Genomic DNA, 16,284 nt, shown 5'->3' with positions numbered 1-16,284 from the left:
GTTGCGCGTGGGTGAGTTGTTCAGGATGTCGAGCGCTGCTGGTGGGCGAGGGGCTCAGGACGCCGAGTGACGCTCGAAGACGAGGTCCCGCGCGGTGCCCAGAGCGGTGGCCACCGCGCCCAGCAGGACCGCGTCCTCGCCCAGCGCGCCCGGCACGATCTTCGGCCGCAGCGGGGTGAGTGCGCGCAGGTTCTCCCGCACCGGACGCAGCAGCAGATCCACGCTGTGCCCGACCCCGCCGCCCAGGACGACCAGGTCCGGATCGAGCACGGCCGCGGCGGCGGCCACCGTGTGCGCGATCCGCTCGCCCTCCAGCTCGACCGCCTTGACCGCGGCGGGATCCCCCTGGCGGGCCGCGTCGAACACGGCCTTCGCGGTGAGCTGCTGCCCGCTCATGCCGAACACACGGGCCGCCTCGACGACGGCCACCCCGGACACGGCGTCCTCCAGCGTCTCCGGCTTCTGCTGCCCGGGCCACGGCAGGAACCCGATCTCCCCGGCCCCGCCGTGCGCCCCGGTGAACAGCCGCCCCTCGCTGACCACGCCCATGCCGAGACCGGTGCCGATCATGATGTACGCGAACAACCGGCTGCCCGCGCCGACGCCATAGGTGTACTCGCCCAGCGCCGCGAGATTGGCGTCGTTGTGCACCTCCAGCGGGACGCCCAGCTCCTCCCGCATCCGGTCGAACAGCCCGGCCCGACCCCACCCCGGCAGATGCATCGCGTAGCGCACCCGCCGACGCTGCTCGTCGTACACGCCCGGCGTGCCCACCACGGCGTGCACCACCGAGGCCGGTGCGACCTCGGAGTTCGCGACGACCTGGTGCGCGGTGGCGACCACCAGCTCGGCCATGGCGCCCGAGCTGCGGGCCCGGTTGCGGACGTCGGCCCGGGCCACCACCTCGCCGTCCAGATTGGCCACCGCGACCCGCAGCCAGCTGCGCCCGACGTCGATCCCGAGCGCGTAGCCCGCGGCCGGATCGGGGGCGTAGAGCACGGCGGTCCGGCCGCGCTCGGGTGCCCGGGTGCCGACCTCGTGGACCAGTCCCGCCTCCGCCAGGGCCGCGAGCGCGCTGGAGACCGTCGGCTTCGACAGCCCTGTCTCGCGGGCGAGTTGGGCACGCGAGGCGGCACCGGCGGTGCGCAGCCGGTCGAGCAGCAGCCGCTCGTTCGTGCTCCGCAGCCGCTGCCGGCTCCAGGGCTGTTCCTGCTGCTCTACGGCGTCGCTGGCGGGCATCGCACCATTCTCACTCATCGGGGACACCCTCTTGACGAGTCTAGTAAGGCTCCTTAACTTTATCGCCCAGTCAGCCACCGGATACCGGCCCGCACGCCGCACCCCGCTTTCCCCGAGTCACGCACCCCCTCAGGAGCCCCCATGTCCGGTAGTCCGCCCCCAGAAAGCGGCTTCGTCCGTAGCGTCGGCCTCTTCCAGGCCACCGCCATCAACATGAGCCAGATGTGCGGCATCGGGCCGTTCGTCACGATCCCGCTGATGGTCGCCGCGTTCGGCGGTCCGCAGGCGGTCATCGGCTTCGTCGCGGGCGCGATCCTCGCGCTCGCCGACGGGTTGGTGTGGGCCGAGATGGGCGCCGCGATGCCCGGCTCCGGCGGCAGCTACGTCTATCTCCGCCAGGCCTTCCAGTACCGCACCGGCCGGCTGATGCCGTTCCTGTTCGTGTGGACGGCGATGCTCTTCATCCCGCTGATCATGTCGACCGGCGTGGTCGGCTTCGTGCAGTACCTCGGCTATCTGGCACCGGACCTGGGCAAGACCTCCGGCGACCTGATCGGCCTCGGCGTCATCGCCCTGGTGGTCCTCCTCCTCTGGCGCGGCATCGAGAACATCGCCCGCATCACCGCCGTGATGTGGACCGTGATGATCGCAGCCGTGTCCATGGTGATCCTGGCCGCCGCCACCCACTTCAGCGGACACCTCGCCTTCACCTACCCCGCGCACGCCTTCGACCTGGGCAGCGACCACTTCTGGCTCGGCTTCGCCGGCGGCCTGACCATCGGCATCTACGACTACCTCGGCTACAACACCACCGCCTACATGGGCGCCGAGATCAAGGACCCCGGCCGCACCCTGCCGCGCTCCATCCTGTTCTCGATCGTCGGCATCATGGCGATCTACCTGCTGCTCCAGATCGGCACCCTCGGCGTCATCGACTGGCACCGGATGACCCACGCGAACGACATCGCCTCCTCCTCCGTCGCCTCGGCGGTCCTGGAGAAGACCTGGGGCAAGGGCGCCGCCGACACGGTCACCGTCCTGATCCTCATCACGGCCTTCGCCTCGGTCTTCACCGGCCTCCTCGGCGGCTCCCGGGTGCCCTACGACGCGGCCCGCGAACGCGTCTTCTTCCGCCCCTACGCCAAGCTCCACCCCAGGCACCGCTTCCCGACGCTCGGCCTGGCCACCATGGGCGTGATCACCGCGATCGGCTTCCTCATCGGCCGCCACACCGACCTCGCGACCCTGATCCAGCTCCTGACCACGGTCATGGTCATCGTCCAGGCGCTGGCCCAGATCATCGCCCTCACGGTCCTGCGCAAACGCCAGCCGACCCTCCGCCGCCCCTACCGCATGTGGCTCTACCCGGTGCCGAGCATCGTCGCCTTCGTCGGCTGGTGCGTGATCTACGGCTACGCCGACAAGAACTCCCCGGGCCGCCACCCCATCGAGTGGTCCCTCGCCTGGCTCGCCCTGGGCTGCGTCGCGTTCGTCGCCTGGGCCCGCTTCGAGAAGGTGTGGCCGTTCGGTCCGAAGGAGATCACGGAGGAGTACCTCACGGAGACGGTGCCGGAACCCGCCGGTGCCTAACGGCTGTTGAGCCATCCCGAGGCGGCCGGCACCTCACCCGCGATGTCCACGACGGAGCGCCCGTCGGTCACCACCCGCACGGTGTCCGCGGGCGCCCGCTCGTCCAACAGCCGCGCCTTACGGGCACTGTTGGCCAACTTGTGCTCCAACTCACTCTCGATCTCACGCCCGTTGAGCCGCTCCGCGGCGGTGGCGTCGGAGGCGGTGGGCAGCACCCGTACGATCCGCACGTCCGCCCCCGTCGGCCGACGGAACCGCCCCGCCGCCTCGTCGAGCACACACGCCGTGTTCGTGTACACGAGTCGCCCGGTACCCAAGCCCGGCGTAATTTCCCCACACAGCGGTCAAGTCGGCCTCACCGATCGCTGCCCGGTGCGGATCGCCGTCCGGCGCCGGATGCACCTGCCCCATGAAGTCGCCCTCGATCACCGCATGGGCGACCCCCGACGCCCGCGGCCGCGCCGACACCTCCCAGCCCGCGGTCGTCTTCCCGACCCCGGCGCGTCCCCCGATGAGCAGTACCTCCGCGCGATCCACGGGATCAGCGTCCCGAGCGATACTCGTGCGGTCGAACGGATTCGGGGAGGCGGGCCGCGTGCAGGAGTCGGTGCTCGGCGGAGGCGCGGTCAACGAGGTCGTGCGGGTCGGGACGACCGTACGCCGCACCCCCTCCGAACGGTCGCGGTACGTCACCGAGTTGCTCGCGCTGTTCGAGCGGCGGGGGTGGGCAGGGGCGCCTCGCTTTCTGGGTACGGACGAGCGAGGGCGGGAGGTGTTCCAGTACATCGAGGGCCGGGCGGCCGTCGGCCCCGGGGAATGCTCCGCCGCCCGCGGCGACGGCAGCCTGGTCCGCGTCGCACGGCTCGTCCGCGCCTTCCACGACCTGACTCACGGCACACCGGAGGCGGGCGGCCACGACGTCGTGTGTCACAACGACCTGGCCCCCAAGAACACTGTCTACGACACCGCGTGGCACCCCACGGCCTTCGTCGACTGGGATCTCGCCGCCCCCGGCGAGCGCGTCCACGACGTCGCTCATGTCTGCTGGCAGTACCTGGACCTCGGCCCGGCCGTCACCGACGTCCGCGAGACCGCGCGCCGGATCGCGCTGATCTGCGAGGCGTACGGCCTCGACGACACCGGCCGGCTCATCGACACCGTCCTGTGGTGGCAGGACCGCTGCCGGCGAGGCATCGAGGCCGGTGCCGAGCGCGGCGGACGGGGCATGGCTGGACTGCTGGCGAGCGGTGTCGTGGACGAGATCGGGGCCGCGCGCGACTGGGTGGCCGCGCACCGCCGTGAGCTGGGCGCCTTCCTGGCCTGAGACGAACACGTCCCGGGCCGTGGCGACGCCCGCCTTGACATGCAGGTAATTGCCTGCATAACTTTGGGTGTGCGATCCGAACATGACCCAGGTATGGACGCGGTCTTCAAGGCGCTGGCCGACGAGACCCGAAGGCGGCTGCTGGACCGGCTGCACGAGCACAACGGGCAGACGCTCGGCGAGCTGTGCGGCCGGATCGAGATGACCCGACAGTCGGTGACCCAGCATCTGGCCGTCCTGGAGGCCGCCAACCTGGTCAGCACGGTGCGGCGCGGGCGGGAGAAGCTGCACTACCTCAATCCGGTCCCGCTGCACGAGATACAGCAGCGGTGGATCGACAAGTTCGAGCGCCCGCGCCTGCGCGCGCTCGGAGACCTGAAGCGACGAGCCGAGGAAGCCATGACCGACAAACCGACATTCGTCTACGTCACCTACATCGCGAGCACTCCCGAGAAGGTCTGGGACGCCCTCACGGATGCCGACCTGACCGCCGCCTACTGGGGTCACAGCAATGTGTCCGACTGGCGGCAGGGTTCCCGTTGGGAGCATGTGCGCATCGACGGTTCCGGCATCGCCGACGTCGTCGGGACCGTGGTCGAGAGCGACCGCCCGAACCGCCTGGTCGCCACGTGGGCCTCACCGGAGAACGAGGGCGAGGAGGACACGCACTCCCGCGTCACCTACGACATCCGGCGGCACGAGGACATCGTGCGCCTCACCGTCACCCACGAGGACCTCGCCGACGAGGGTGAGCTGTCCGACGTGGCCGGCGGCTGGCCGGCCGTACTGTCCAACCTGAAGTCGGTCCTCGAAACCGGCAGCCCCCTCCCGCAGTCGCCGTGGCTGGTGCCGGGCGGCCACTGAAGGGGGCGTGCCTGCCTTTCGGGGTCCTGACGGCGGGGATTCCTACGGCTTGGGAGTGCTCCGCGCCGCCGTGGCGGCACACACGATGCCCAGGAGCACGGCCAGTCCGCCGATGATGACGTTGTTCAGGATGACGCCCTTGTCGGGGCTGTCGCCGACGATCCACGGCGAGACGATCATCCAGACGCCCAGGGCGCACATCGCCCAGCTGAGGCCGTACATGCGCTCCGGCGCCCTGGTGAACCCGAGGGCCAGCAGGCCGATCGCGATGCCGATGATCAGGTTGTGCGGCACGAGCGCGGGCTGGCTCGTCGTGTAGTGGAGTATCCACGGGGATACGGCGCAGTACAGACCGAGCAGGAACACCGGTCCGTCCACGAGCGCCACATCGCGTCCACCGAGCATGCGGGCGTAGCGCGCCTGCATTTCGGAGACATCAGGGTGGCTCGCCATGTCACCTCTGGTGTGCGAGACGTTGGCCATGACTCGTCTCCTTTGAGTTGCTGGCCTGACCGCGTCTGGTGCGGTGTGCGGTAAGAGCCGCTTTCATCCATTCTGCTCTTATTTTTGCTTTATGTGTAGAGGTCAGGCGATGGGTGGGATGGGGTGACCGTCTCCCCGTCCGGCTGATGGGCGCGCGTGTCGTGCGGGAGACCGCGCGCCCTCAGACGTCCTGCTGCCGCAGGCAGCGCCGCAACTGGTGAAGGCCGCGCCGGGAGTGGCTCTTGACCGTGCCCAGCGGCCAGCCGGTGTGCTCCGCGATCTGGGTCTGGGTGAGGTCCTCGTAGAACGCCAGCCGCAGTACCCGCTGTTGGGGGCCGGGGAGCCGGGCCAGCTCGCGCCCGACGAGGACCCGGTCGAGGACCGCCTCGGGATGCCGGGCGGCCGGATCGGCCAGGGCCAGGGCCGAGCCCGCCGCGGTCACGAGAGCGACCCGGCGGGTCCGGGCGGACAGCGCGTCGGCGATCTTGCGCCTGGTGATACCGACGATCCAGCCGCCGATGGTGCCGCGCTCGGGCCGAAAGGTGCGTCGGCCGCGCCACACACCGAGGAACACCTGCTGGGTCACGTCCTCGGCCTCCCGGGCATCGCCCAGCGAGCGCCAGGCGAGGGCGTGCACCAGGGCCGACCAGCGCTGATACGCGGCGGTCAGGCAGCTCTCGTCGCCGTCGGCCAGCCCGCGGGCCAGCTCCTCGTCGCTCGGCAGGACGGCACTGTGCTGCGGGCTCATGACGACGGCTCCTCACGTCGGACGGAGTCCGCCCCGGTCGTACGCGGTCCGGGCGAGCACCTGCCACCACGGCGGTTCGGGACGTCTGCCGGGATGTGCCCCGGTGTGTCCATCGTGCGAGCGGGGAGCCATGCGGCTCAACTTGCGTCGATTCTGCGTCGTATAGTCGATGCGTGAGTGAGCTGTACGTCGACGGCGGCACGGACGACCGGCCCGGCCGCCCCTCCGAGCCGACCGCGGTGCCCCTGACGACCGGGGCGCTGGCCCGCCGGCTGGGGGTGTCGCCCACCACCCTGCGCTCCTGGGACCGCCGCTACGGCATCGGGCCCGCGGTCCGCGCCGACGGACGGCACCGGCGCTGGACCCCCGAGGACGTGGCGGTGCTGGAGGCCATGTGCCGGCTCACCTCGTCCGGAGTACCGCCTGCCGAAGCGGCCCGCGCCGCGAAAGAGGCCACCGGTTCACCTGTGAGGGGTGCGGGCGTGGCCGTACGGCCGGACGGAGGGCGGGCACGTGGTGGTTCACGGGCGGCCGGCGCGCTCCCGCTGGGAGACGTGCGGCAGGAGTGCCGCGGCCTGGCCCGCGCCGCCGTACGGCTGGACGCGCCGGCCGTGGAGGAGCAACTGGCCCTGTCCGTCGAGCGGTACGGCGTCGCCGTCGCCTGGCAGGAGGTGATGGTGCCGACCCTGCACGCGGTGGGACGCAAGTGGGAGTCGTCCGGAGACCGCTACGTCGAGGTGGAGCACCTGCTCTCCTGGCACGTCTCCACCACCCTGCGCCGGTACACCCCGCCTCCGGAGCGGCGGACGGACGTCTCGCCCGCCGGGCCCGTCGTCCTGGCCTGCGTACCGGGTGAGCAGCACACCCTGCCGATCGAGGCCCTCAACGCCGGACTGGCCGAAGTCGGCCTGCCCACAAGGATGTTCGGTGCCGCCGTGCCCGCCGAGGCGCTGACCGCCGCGGTACGGCGGCTGGGGCCGTCGGCCGTAGTCCTGTGGGCGCAGGCGCGCTCCACGGCGAGCCTGGCGCTGGCCCGGCATGTCGCCGACACCCGGTGGGGTGTGAAGGGCGCACGCCGGCAGCCCCTGGTGGTGCTGGGCGGACCCGGCTGGTCCGGTTCCTCGGCGCGGGGCATGACCCGGCCGACGACCCTCGACGAAGCCGTCGAGATCCTGACTGGCGCGCACGGGGCCGAGGCGTCCGGGGAACGGCCCTGACCTCCCGGCCCCGCGGAGCCCACCTCACTCGCCCGCACGGCCCTTCCTGAAACGGGCGAGGCCCTCGGCGAGGTCGACGATCGGGTCCGGGTAGTCGTCGAGCACGGCCCGGTCCAGCCCGCGCAGTTTCCAGGGCTCGTGCACCGCCGGCCCTTCCAGCCCGGCGAGTTCGGGAACCCAGCGGCGGACGTACGCGCCGTCGGGATCGTGCCGCTTGGCCTGCGTGACGGGGTTGAGGACCCGGTTGGGGCGGGTGTCGGTGCCGGTGCCCGCCATCCACTGCCAGTTGAGCTGGTTGTTGGCCACGTCGCCGTCGACCAGCAGGTCGAGGAAGTGCCGGGCGCCGACACGCCAGTCGACGTACAGCGTCTTGGTGAGGAAGCTCGCCGTCAGCAGCCGTCCCCGGTTGTGCATCCAGCCCTCGTGACGCAGCTGACGCATCGCCGCGTCGATGAGCGGATAGCCGGTACGACCTTCCTTCCAGGCCGCGATGTCCTCCCTGGCCGTGCGCTCGGAGCGCCAACGGTCGTGTTTCGTGCGGTAGTCGGTGGTGGCGGCCGCGGGCCGGTCCGCCAGTACCTGGCGGTGGAAGTCCCGCCAGGCGAGCTGCCGTACGAAGGCCTCGGCTCCCGGTCCGTCCGCTCGCCGTGCCCGGTGGACGAGTTCCACGGGGGACAGGGTGCCGAAGTGCAGGTGGGGCGAGAGGCGTGAGGTGGCGTCCCCGGCCAGGTCGTCGTGGCGGTCCTCGTAGGTGGCGACACCGTCGCGCAGCCAGCGGGCGAGCTGCTTGCGGCCGGTGCTCTCCCCACCGGTCGCCAGGTCCGGCGACAGGCCCGGAACACCGGCACGGGTGGGGAGTTCCTCGGAGCCGACGCCGTCCGGGACCCGCACGGCGCGCGGGGCGGCGAGGGGGTCGCGCAGCGGCAGCCCGGACCAGTGGCGGAAGTACGGGGTGAAGACGGCGAAGTGGCCCGAGGACGCCGGGGTCACCGCGCCGGGAGCGACGGCCGTGGTCACCGTCTCGTGGACGTGCAGCCTGCGTCCCTCAGCCTCCAGGGCGTGGCGCAGCCGCCGTTCGCGCAGCCGGGCGTAGCCGCTGACGTCGGCCGCCAGGTGGACCTCGTCGGCGTCCGTCTCGGCGGCCACCTTGCACACCTCGTCGACGACGTCGCCGGAGCGGACCACCAGCCGGCCGCCCCGCTCGCGCAGTCCGGCGTCGAGGTCGCGCAGGCAGTCGGCGAGGAACGCCAGCCGGTTGGGTGCCGCGAACCCGGCGTCCGCCACACCGCGGTCGCGGACGAACAGGGGGACCACCTGGCGCGCCTCGGTGGCGGCCCGCAGCGCGGGATGGTCGTGCAGACGCAGGTCGGAGGTGAACAGGACGACCGAGACGTTCATGATGCGGACTCCGGGAGACGGGAAGAGTGGCCGGTGAGGTGCTTCCGGCGCGGAGGACCCCGCGGATGCGGTCGTCAACCGATCGGAGTGGGTTCCCCCGCCGGTGTCGTCGGCGTCCGGGCCGCGGCCGCCGCGATGTTGCGTGCCATGCCGCCGAACACGACGGCGTGGAAGGGCGAGACGCTCCACCAGTAGGCGTGGCCCGCCAGCCCGTGCGGATGGAACAGGGCCCGCTGCCGGTAGCGGGTGCGGCCGGCGTCGTCGGTCTCCGCGTACATCTCCAGCCAGGCCAGGCCCGGCAGCCGCATCTCGGCCCGCAACCGCAGGAGGTGTCCGGGGCGGATCTCCTCGACGCGCCAGAAGTCCAGCGAGTCACCGACGCGCAGCCGCGCCGCGTCCCGTCGGCCCCGCCGCAGCCCGACACCGCCCACCAGCCGGTCCAGCCGGCCTCGTACCGCCCAGGCCAGAGGGAAGGAGTACCAGCCGTTCTCGCCGCCGATCCCCTCGACCACCCGCCACAGGGCCTCGCGCGAGGCGTCCACCGGCAGCTCCCGCAGGTCCGTGTAGAGACTGCCGCCGGCCCAGTCGGGGTCGGTGGGCAGGGGATCGCTGGGCGCGCCGGGCACCGAGGCCGACGACCAGCGGGTGGTGACCTTGGCCTCGCGGATACGTTGCAGCGCCAGCCGTACAGCCTCGTCGAAACCGAGCGGATGCCCGGGCAGGTCGGGCACGTACCGGGCGATGTCGTGCTCGCGGCAGACGACCTCATGGCGCAGCGACTCGGTCAACGGCCGTGCGATGGACGCCGGTACGGGCGTCACCAGACCGACCCAGTGACTGGACAGACGGGGGGTGAGCACCGGGACGGGGAGGATCAGCCTGCGGGGGAGGCCGGCGACGGCCGCGTACCTGGTCATCATCTCGCGGTAGGTGAGTACGTCCGGACCGCCGATGTCGAAGGTGCGGCTGACGTCGGCCGGCATGCGCGCGCTGCCGACGAGCGCGCGCAGCACGTCCCGCACCGCCACCGGCTGGATCCGCGTGCGCACCCAGTTCGGAGTGATCATCACCGGCAGCCGCTCGGTGAGGTAGCGCAGCATCTCGAAGGAGGCCGAGCCCGAGCCGATGACCACGGCCGCGCGCAGGACCGTGGTGGGCACGCCCGAGTCGAGGAGGATCCGGCCGACTTCGCTTCTCGACCGCAGGTGCGGCGAGAGTTCCCGTTCCGGTACGCCCGACGGGGTCAGACCGCCCAGGTAGACGAGGCGCCGCACTCCTGCGGCCCTGGCCTGCTCGCCGAAGATCCGTGCCGCCTTCCGGTCGGTCTCCTCGAAGCGGTCGCCCGTGTCCAGCGCGTGCACGAGGTAGTAGGCGACGTCGACGTCACGCAGGGCCGCGGCGACCGACGCGGCATCCGTGACGTCGCCGCTCACCACCTCCACGTCGGCCGCCCATGGGTGGTCGCGCAGCTTGGCGGGGGTCCGGGCCAGACAGCGCACCCGGTGGCCCTCCGCGAGCAGTTCCGGAACCAGCCGGCCGCCCACGTAGCCCGTCGCTCCGGTCACCAGGCAGCGCAGGCCCGGTACGGCCTCGTCAGCGTGCATCGGTCCACGGCCCTTCGTGTCGGTGTACCCCCTGTGATCACTTCCCCGTGCGGGGCCGAACCGGATGCGCGGTTCGACGGACGATCACGCGTTCGCCGCGCACATGGCGCCGAACCGGCACAGGCGCCCGTTCCCGGAGCTACGTGCTGTCCCGGGCCCCGAGACCTGTCAGGTCCTACGAAGTAGGTGGGCATGTCAGCGTCGATCGCGGGCAGGCGGACAGGTACGACGGTCCCCGTGGGGAACCGAGGGTCGATGCTGGAGGTGTCTGCGGACATGGGCGCGAAGGTGTTGGAGCGGTTTCCGGCGGGAGCCCCGCGCGGATCATGGCCCGCCGAGGAGTTCGCGGCCCGGCGCCGCGCCGAGGGTCAGTCCGCCAGTGTGGTCATGGACCTGAAGTCCGACGCGTTCCTCGTGGTGGTCCCGGTGGGCGACGAGGACTGACCACAGGGCGCACCGGCCTCAGGGCTGTGTTCCGCCCAGCTCGCGCGCCCGGCGGACGAACGCCTCGTACAGATCCCCGGCCGCCTGCGGCACGGACTGCGCGCGGCGGCGGCGCAGCATCAGCAGCACCCGGGCCGTGTCGCCGGCGATCGGCCGGTAGGTGATCGCGCCGAGCCGTTCCAGCGGGTCCCCGATCACGCTGAAGTCGGGCAGGACCGTCGCCCCCAGCCCCTCCGCGACCATGAGTTTGCCCATCTCGGCGCCATCGGTCGAGTAGGCGAAAGCCGGTCCCCGCCCATGAAGCAGCCGGTGGACATAGCGGTGCATCACATAGCCGGAGCGCATACCGATCAGCGGCTCGGTGAGCAGGTCGTCCACAGTGACGGTCGGCCGGGCCGCCAGTCGGCTTTCGGGACGTACACACACCACCGGAAGCCCGGACAGCAGCTCGGTGGACTCGAAGTCGGCCGGCATGTCGTCACCGTCGAGGTGGTTGACCAGCCCGAGATCGAAACCGCCCTCCGCAAGCGCCCGGTGGATGTCCGCCTGCTGCGCGCCGATCACCTCGACCTGGGTGAGCGGATGCGAGGCGCGGAACTCCCCCACGACGGGCAGCAGCAGCGGCACGGTCGCCGCGTTCACCGTGCCCACCCGCACCATGCGACTGATCCGGTGCCGCTCGCCCGCCGCCGCCCGCAGCCGGTCCACCGCGTCCAGCACGTCGACGATCTTCGGCAGCAGTTCCCGGCCCGCCGCGCTCATCGTCGCGCCGGTCCTCTTGCGTTCCAGGAGGTCGACCCCGAGTTCGCGTTCGAGATTCCGCACGGTCTCGCTCAACGCGGGCTGCGACAGGCGCAGTTCCTCGGCGGCCCGGCGCAGCGAGCCGAGCCGGGTCACGGCCGCGATGTATTCCAGCTGTTCGGTCCGCATGCCCGCAGAATGCGGCCCATTTCCCGGCCTGTTCAAGGGTTTCCCTGTCACACCTTCGTGAAATTCAATGGTCCGCGATACGAGACCGGTCGGGTTTTCCTTGACGCTCCTCGCGGACGGCTGCCACGATCGACAGCATGAAGATGCGACTGGACCTCACGCGGCGACGCCACGTCGACCTCGCGCGCGTCTCCAGTGCCTCCTGTTGCACCGCGGCCTGATCCCCCTCTTCTCCTTTTCGATCCGCCGCTCTCTTTCCGCCTCCGCCCGACATTCGCCGGAATTCGCTCCGGCCTGATTCGGCGTGCCCGGAAACGTATTTCGCAACAGGAGTTCGCCATGCCCGCAGAGCCCGTGAAATTCGCCTACTGGGTCCCCAATGTCAGCGGGGGACTCGTCACCAGCAAGATCGAGCAACGCACCGACTGGGGCTACGAGTACAACCGCGAACTCGCCGTCCTCGCCGAGAACAACGGCTTCGAGTACGCGCTCAGCCAGGTTCGCTACATGGCGAGCTACGGCGCCGAGTTCCAGCACGAGTCGACCAGCTTCAGCCTCGCCCTCCTCCTCGCCACCCAGCGCCTGAAGGTCATCGCCGCCGTCCACCCCGGCCTGTGGCACCCGGGCGTCCTCGCCAAACTCGGCGCCACCGCCGACCACTTGTCCAACGGCCGCTTCGCGGTCAACGTCGTCTCCGGCTGGTTCAAGGGCGAGTTCACCGCGCTCGGCGAACCCTGGCTGGAGCACGACGAGCGTTACCGCCGCTCCGAGGAGTTCATCCGGGCCCTGCGCCAGATCTGGACCGAGGACCACACCGAACTCGCCGGTGACTTCTACCGGTTGCGCGACTTCTCCCTCAAGCCCAAGCCCCTCGACACCCCCGAACGACCCCACCCCGAGATCTTCCAGGGTGGCAACTCCACGGCCGCCCGCGCGATGGCCGGCCGCGTCTCCGACTGGTACTTCTCCAACGGCAAGGACTTCGACGGCGTCATCGAGCAGATCGCCGACGTACGCCACTCGGCCGCTCAAGTCGGCCGCACCGCACCGAAGTTCGGCCTCAACGGCTTCCTCATCGCCCGCGACACCGAGGCCGAGGCCCGCGACACGCTCCGCGAGATCGTCGACAAAGCCGACCGCGAGGCCGTCGAGGGCTTCGGGGCCGCGGTGAAGCAGGCCGGACAGTCCTCGGCCGACGGCAAGGGCATGTGGCAGGACTCCACGTTCGAGGACCTGGTGCAGTACAACGACGGCTTCCGTACGGGGCTCATCGGCACGCCGGAGCAGATCGCCGAACGCATCGTCGCCTACCGGAAGCTGGGCGTCGACCTTCTCCTGCTGGGCTTCCTGCACTACCACGAGGAGGTCGAGTACTTCGGCAGGCGAGTACTGCCTCTCGTTCGCGAACTGGAGGCCCAACTCCCCGACGCCGAGGCCGAATCCGTCTCCGTGAATGCCTGATCGCCCCCGCAGCAGACCAGAAAGAGGACCCATGGCCACCGTCCTGTCCGTCTCCGGCAGCCCCTCCGTCTCCTCGCGCACCAACCGGCTCCTGCGCCATCTGGACAAGCGGCTGATCGCCCAGGGACACGAGGTGATCCCGCTCGACGTGCGCACCATCCCCGCCGAGGCCCTGCTCGGCGCGGACTTCCGCCACCCGGCGATCGTCGAGGCGACCGAACTGTTCGCCCGCGCCGGCGGAGTGGTCGTCGGCACCCCCGTCTACAAGGCCTCCTACTCCGGAGTCCTCAAGGCGCTCCTCGACCTGCTCCCGCAGTACGCCCTCACCGGCAAGACGGTGCTGCCACTCGCCACCGGTGGGTCCACCGCACATGTGCTGGCCATCGACTACGCGCTCCGCCCGGTGCTGAACTCCATGGGTGCCGCGCACATAGTCCAGGGCTGGTTCACCCTCGACAAGGACATCACCGCCCACGAGGACGGATCCCTCACCGTCGCCCCGGCGACCACCGAGGCCCTCACCCAGGTGGTGGACCAGTTCTCGGCCGCCCTGGGCCGCACCCCGCTCCTGGCGGCGGCGGGCTGACCACCATGACCGCCCAAGACCCCGCCCGCGCCACCGCCCACGTGATCGCCGACGACACCGAGGCCCTCGTCCTCGCCGCCGCGCTGGCCGACGAGTTCCGCGCCGGGGCCTCCGCCCGCGACAGCGAACGCAGGCTCCCGCGCGCCGAGTTGGACCGGCTCTCCGACTCCGGGCTGCTCGCCGTCACCGTACCCGCCGAGTACGGCGGCGCCGACGTGAGCTCTCAGAGCCTCGCCGAGATCTTCCGGCTGCTCGGCTCCGCCGACGGCAGCCTCGCCCAGATCCCGCAGAGCCACTTCGCCTACGTCAATGTGATCCGCCGTCAGGGCACCCCGGACCAGCGGAAGTTCTTCTTCACCGAACTGCTCGCCGGCCGCCGCTTCGGCAACGCCCAGTCGGAGGCCGGCACCAAACACGTCCAGGACATCCGCACCCGGCTGGCACTCCGGCCCGACGGTTCGTACGAACTGACCGGCGTCAAGCACTACTCCACCGGCGCCCTCTTCGCCGACTGGATCCCCGTGCTCGCCCGTACCGAGAACGACAACCTGCATGTCGCCTATGTCCCGAGGGACGCCGAGGGCGTCACGGTCGTCGACGACTGGGACGGCATGGGACAGCGTACGACGGCCAGCGGCACGGTCCGCCTGGAGGCGGTCTCCGTCCCGGCGGACCGGGTCCTGCCCCACCACCTCACCTTCGACGGCCCCCAACTCCACGGTGCCGTCGCCCAGTTGCTGCACGCGGCCATCGACGCCGGAATCGCCGGCAGAGCGCTGGCCGAAGCGGCCGAGTTCGTACGGACGAAGAGCCGCCCGTGGTTCGAGAGCGGGGTGGAGACCGCTGCCGAGGACCCGCTGCTGATCCAGCGGTTCGGTGAACTCGCCATCCAGGTAAGGGCGTCCGAGGCCCTGCTGGTCCAGGCGGCCCGGGCCGTGGACGATGCCCGCGCCAACCTGACCGACGATTCGGCGGCGGAGGCCTCCATCGCGGTGGCGGCGGCCAAGGTGCACGCCGCGCAGACGGCGGTGGAGGTGGCGGGCGCCCTGTTCGAGGTGTCGGGCACCCGCTCGGCACTCGACTCCCTGAACCTGCACCGGCATTGGCGGGACGCCCGCACCCACACGCTGCACGACCCGGCGCGCTGGAAGATCCAGCACATCGGCAGCTACGTGCTCAACGGCACCAGGCCACCCCGCCACGGCCTCCTCTAACACCCCTTCAGGACAGTCCGGATCGGAGACCCCACGTGTCCCTCACCTTCCACTGGTTCCTCCCCACCAACGGGGACAGCCGCTATGTCGTCGGCGGCGGTCACGGCACCCCCGCCACCGCCTCCGGACGGGACCGGCCGCCGACGGTCGCCTATCTGAGCCAGATCGCCCGCGCGGCCGAGGACCTTGGATTCGTGGGCGCTCTCACGCCCACCGGCGCCTGGTGCGAGGACGCGTGGCTGACCACCGCGATGGTCAGCCGGCACACCGAACGCCTGAAGTTCCTGGTCGCATTCCGGCCCGGCTTCGTCTCCCCGACGCTCGCCGCGCAGATGGCGTCCACGTTCCAGCGGCAGACCGGCGGACGGCTGTTGCTCAACGTCGTCACCGGCGGCGAGAGCCACGAGCAGCGGGCCTACGGCGACTTCCTCGTCAAGGACGACCGCTACCGCCGTACCGGCGAATTCCTGGAGATCGTCCGGCAGTTGTGGGACGGCAAGACCGTCGACCTGGCCGGCGAGCACCTGCGGGTCGAGGACGCGAAGCTGGCCCGGCTGCCGGAGCCGGTGCCCGAGGTGTACTTCGGGGGATCGTCGCCGATCGCGGGGGAGATCGCGGCCAAGTACGCGGACGTGTACCTCACTTGGGGCGAGCCGCCCGCCCAGGTCGCCGAGAAGACCGCGTGGATCAGGGGGCTGGCGGCGAAGGAGGGGCGGACGCTGCGGTTCGGTATCCGGCTGCACGTGATCACCCGTGACACATCGGCGGAGGCCTGGGCCGAGGCGAACCGGCTGCTCGAAGGGTTCGACGCCGAGACCGTGAAGTCCGTACAGGCCGGGCTTGCCCGGAGCGAGTCCGAGGGGCAGCAGCGGATGCTGGCGCTGCACGGGGGCAGCCGGGACGGGCTGGAGATCCACCCCAACCTGTGGGCCGGGATCGGGCTGGTCCGGGGTGGGGCCGGGACGGCGTTGGTCGGCAGCCACGAGGAGGTCGCCGAGCGGATCAAGGAGTATGCGGCGCTGGGGATCGAGGAGTTCGTGCTGTCCGGGTATCCGCATCTGGAGGAGGCGTACTGGTTCGGGGAAGGGGTGCTGCCGAGGCTGGCCGCGGAGGGAGTCTGGCGGCACCCGGTCGGCGGGCGGCAGCCTGCTGAGGCACAGGTGCCGTTCGCCGGCTGAGCCG

At 71.2% G+C, this 16,284-nt stretch carries 16 protein-coding genes and 1 pseudogene; 10 read left to right on the top strand and 7 right to left on the bottom strand.

The annotated features are described in order from the left end of the window. Positions 1-54: 54 nt before the first annotated feature. Entirely contained in the window at positions 55-1,239 is a 1,185-nt protein-coding gene (locus tag AB0I51_RS24020; RefSeq protein WP_362978352.1) for an ROK family protein, read from the bottom strand. A gap of 141 nt (positions 1,240-1,380) precedes the next feature. Between AB0I51_RS24020 and AB0I51_RS24015 the strand changes: the two genes are divergently transcribed. Beyond that, entirely contained in the window at positions 1,381-2,829 is a 1,449-nt protein-coding gene (locus AB0I51_RS24015; RefSeq protein ID WP_362978252.1) for an APC family permease, read from the top strand. On the opposite strand, the pseudogene AB0I51_RS24010 reads toward AB0I51_RS24015, so the two are convergent. Beyond that, positions 2,826-3,366, bottom strand: a pseudogene (locus AB0I51_RS24010) (hypothetical protein). The gene AB0I51_RS24015 and the pseudogene AB0I51_RS24010 sit on opposite strands and share 4 nt — an antisense overlap. Here AB0I51_RS24010 and AB0I51_RS24005 point away from each other — a divergent pair. Both AB0I51_RS24005 and AB0I51_RS24000 read left to right on the top strand, forming a co-directional pair. Beyond that, positions 3,341-4,153, top strand: a complete 813-nt coding sequence (locus AB0I51_RS24005) for a phosphotransferase (RefSeq protein ID WP_362978250.1) — start codon at positions 3,341-3,343, stop codon at positions 4,151-4,153. The pseudogene AB0I51_RS24010 and the gene AB0I51_RS24005 sit on opposite strands and share 26 nt — an antisense overlap. 93 nt (positions 4,154-4,246) lie before the next feature. Continuing rightward, positions 4,247-5,017 (top strand): metalloregulator ArsR/SmtB family transcription factor, encoded by a 771-nt coding sequence (locus AB0I51_RS24000; RefSeq protein ID WP_362978248.1) that lies wholly within the window; start codon positions 4,247-4,249, stop codon positions 5,015-5,017. A gap of 42 nt (positions 5,018-5,059) precedes the next feature. Here AB0I51_RS24000 and AB0I51_RS23995 read toward each other — a convergent pair whose 3' ends face one another. Both AB0I51_RS23995 and AB0I51_RS23990 read right to left on the bottom strand, forming a co-directional pair. Beyond that, complete coding sequence (locus tag AB0I51_RS23995) at positions 5,060-5,500, bottom strand: SPW repeat protein (protein WP_362978246.1); 441 nt, start codon at positions 5,498-5,500, stop codon at positions 5,060-5,062. 181 nt (positions 5,501-5,681) lie between these two features. Continuing rightward, the gene (locus AB0I51_RS23990) at positions 5,682-6,248 is read right to left on the bottom strand and encodes a sigma-70 family RNA polymerase sigma factor (RefSeq protein ID WP_362978244.1); all 567 of its coding nucleotides are present in this window, start codon (positions 6,246-6,248) and stop codon (positions 5,682-5,684) included. A gap of 239 nt (positions 6,249-6,487) precedes the next feature. Between AB0I51_RS23990 and AB0I51_RS23985 the strand changes: the two genes are divergently transcribed. Continuing rightward, on the top strand, positions 6,488-7,465 hold the full coding sequence (locus AB0I51_RS23985; RefSeq protein WP_362978350.1) for a MerR family transcriptional regulator: 978 nt from the start codon (positions 6,488-6,490) through the stop codon (positions 7,463-7,465). A 24-nt stretch (positions 7,466-7,489) separates the two neighbouring features. On the opposite strand, the gene AB0I51_RS23980 is transcribed toward AB0I51_RS23985, so the two are convergent. Both AB0I51_RS23980 and AB0I51_RS23975 read right to left on the bottom strand, forming a co-directional pair. Continuing rightward, positions 7,490-8,863 carry a deoxyribodipyrimidine photo-lyase gene (locus AB0I51_RS23980; RefSeq protein WP_362978242.1) on the bottom strand — a complete coding sequence of 458 codons (1,374 nt, stop codon included), beginning with the start codon at positions 8,861-8,863 and terminating at the stop codon, positions 7,490-7,492. Between the two features lie 74 nt (positions 8,864-8,937). Further along, the gene (locus AB0I51_RS23975) at positions 8,938-10,467 is read right to left on the bottom strand and encodes an SDR family oxidoreductase (protein WP_362978240.1); all 1,530 of its coding nucleotides are present in this window, start codon (positions 10,465-10,467) and stop codon (positions 8,938-8,940) included. A gap of 255 nt (positions 10,468-10,722) precedes the next feature. Between AB0I51_RS23975 and AB0I51_RS23970 the strand changes: the two genes are divergently transcribed. Continuing rightward, complete coding sequence (locus tag AB0I51_RS23970) at positions 10,723-10,911, top strand: hypothetical protein (RefSeq protein WP_362978238.1); 189 nt, start codon at positions 10,723-10,725, stop codon at positions 10,909-10,911. 18 nt (positions 10,912-10,929) lie between these two features. Here the strand turns inward: AB0I51_RS23970 and AB0I51_RS23965 are convergent, their stop codons facing one another. Then, on the bottom strand, positions 10,930-11,841 hold the full coding sequence (locus tag AB0I51_RS23965) for a LysR family transcriptional regulator (protein ID WP_362978236.1): 912 nt from the start codon (positions 11,839-11,841) through the stop codon (positions 10,930-10,932). Between the two features lie 137 nt (positions 11,842-11,978). On the opposite strand from AB0I51_RS23965, the gene AB0I51_RS23960 reads away from it, so the two are divergent. The 5 genes from AB0I51_RS23960 (at position 11,979) to AB0I51_RS23940 (ending at position 16,280) form a co-directional block, all read left to right on the top strand. Beyond that, positions 11,979-12,062 carry a putative leader peptide gene (locus AB0I51_RS23960; protein ID WP_350966533.1) on the top strand — a complete coding sequence of 28 codons (84 nt, stop codon included), beginning with the start codon at positions 11,979-11,981 and terminating at the stop codon, positions 12,060-12,062. A gap of 118 nt (positions 12,063-12,180) precedes the next feature. Beyond that, positions 12,181-13,302, top strand: coding sequence for a dimethylsulfone monooxygenase SfnG (gene sfnG / locus AB0I51_RS23955; RefSeq protein ID WP_362978234.1), 1,122 nt, complete (start codon positions 12,181-12,183; stop codon positions 13,300-13,302). A 31-nt stretch (positions 13,303-13,333) separates the two neighbouring features. Then, complete coding sequence (gene ssuE / locus AB0I51_RS23950) at positions 13,334-13,888, top strand: NADPH-dependent FMN reductase (RefSeq protein ID WP_362978232.1); 555 nt, start codon at positions 13,334-13,336, stop codon at positions 13,886-13,888. A 5-nt stretch (positions 13,889-13,893) separates the two neighbouring features. Then, the gene (locus tag AB0I51_RS23945) at positions 13,894-15,102 is read left to right on the top strand and encodes an SfnB family sulfur acquisition oxidoreductase (protein ID WP_362978230.1); all 1,209 of its coding nucleotides are present in this window, start codon (positions 13,894-13,896) and stop codon (positions 15,100-15,102) included. Between the two features lie 35 nt (positions 15,103-15,137). After that, positions 15,138-16,280, top strand: a complete 1,143-nt coding sequence (locus AB0I51_RS23940; protein WP_362978228.1) for an LLM class flavin-dependent oxidoreductase — start codon at positions 15,138-15,140, stop codon at positions 16,278-16,280. Positions 16,281-16,284: the final 4 nt, after the last annotated feature.

Origin of the sequence: Streptomyces sp. NPDC050549 (assembly GCF_040655035.1) — a bacterium.
Lineage (GTDB): Bacteria > Actinomycetota > Actinomycetes > Streptomycetales > Streptomycetaceae > Streptomyces.
This window is presented reverse-complemented; position numbering and strand designations above follow the sequence as displayed.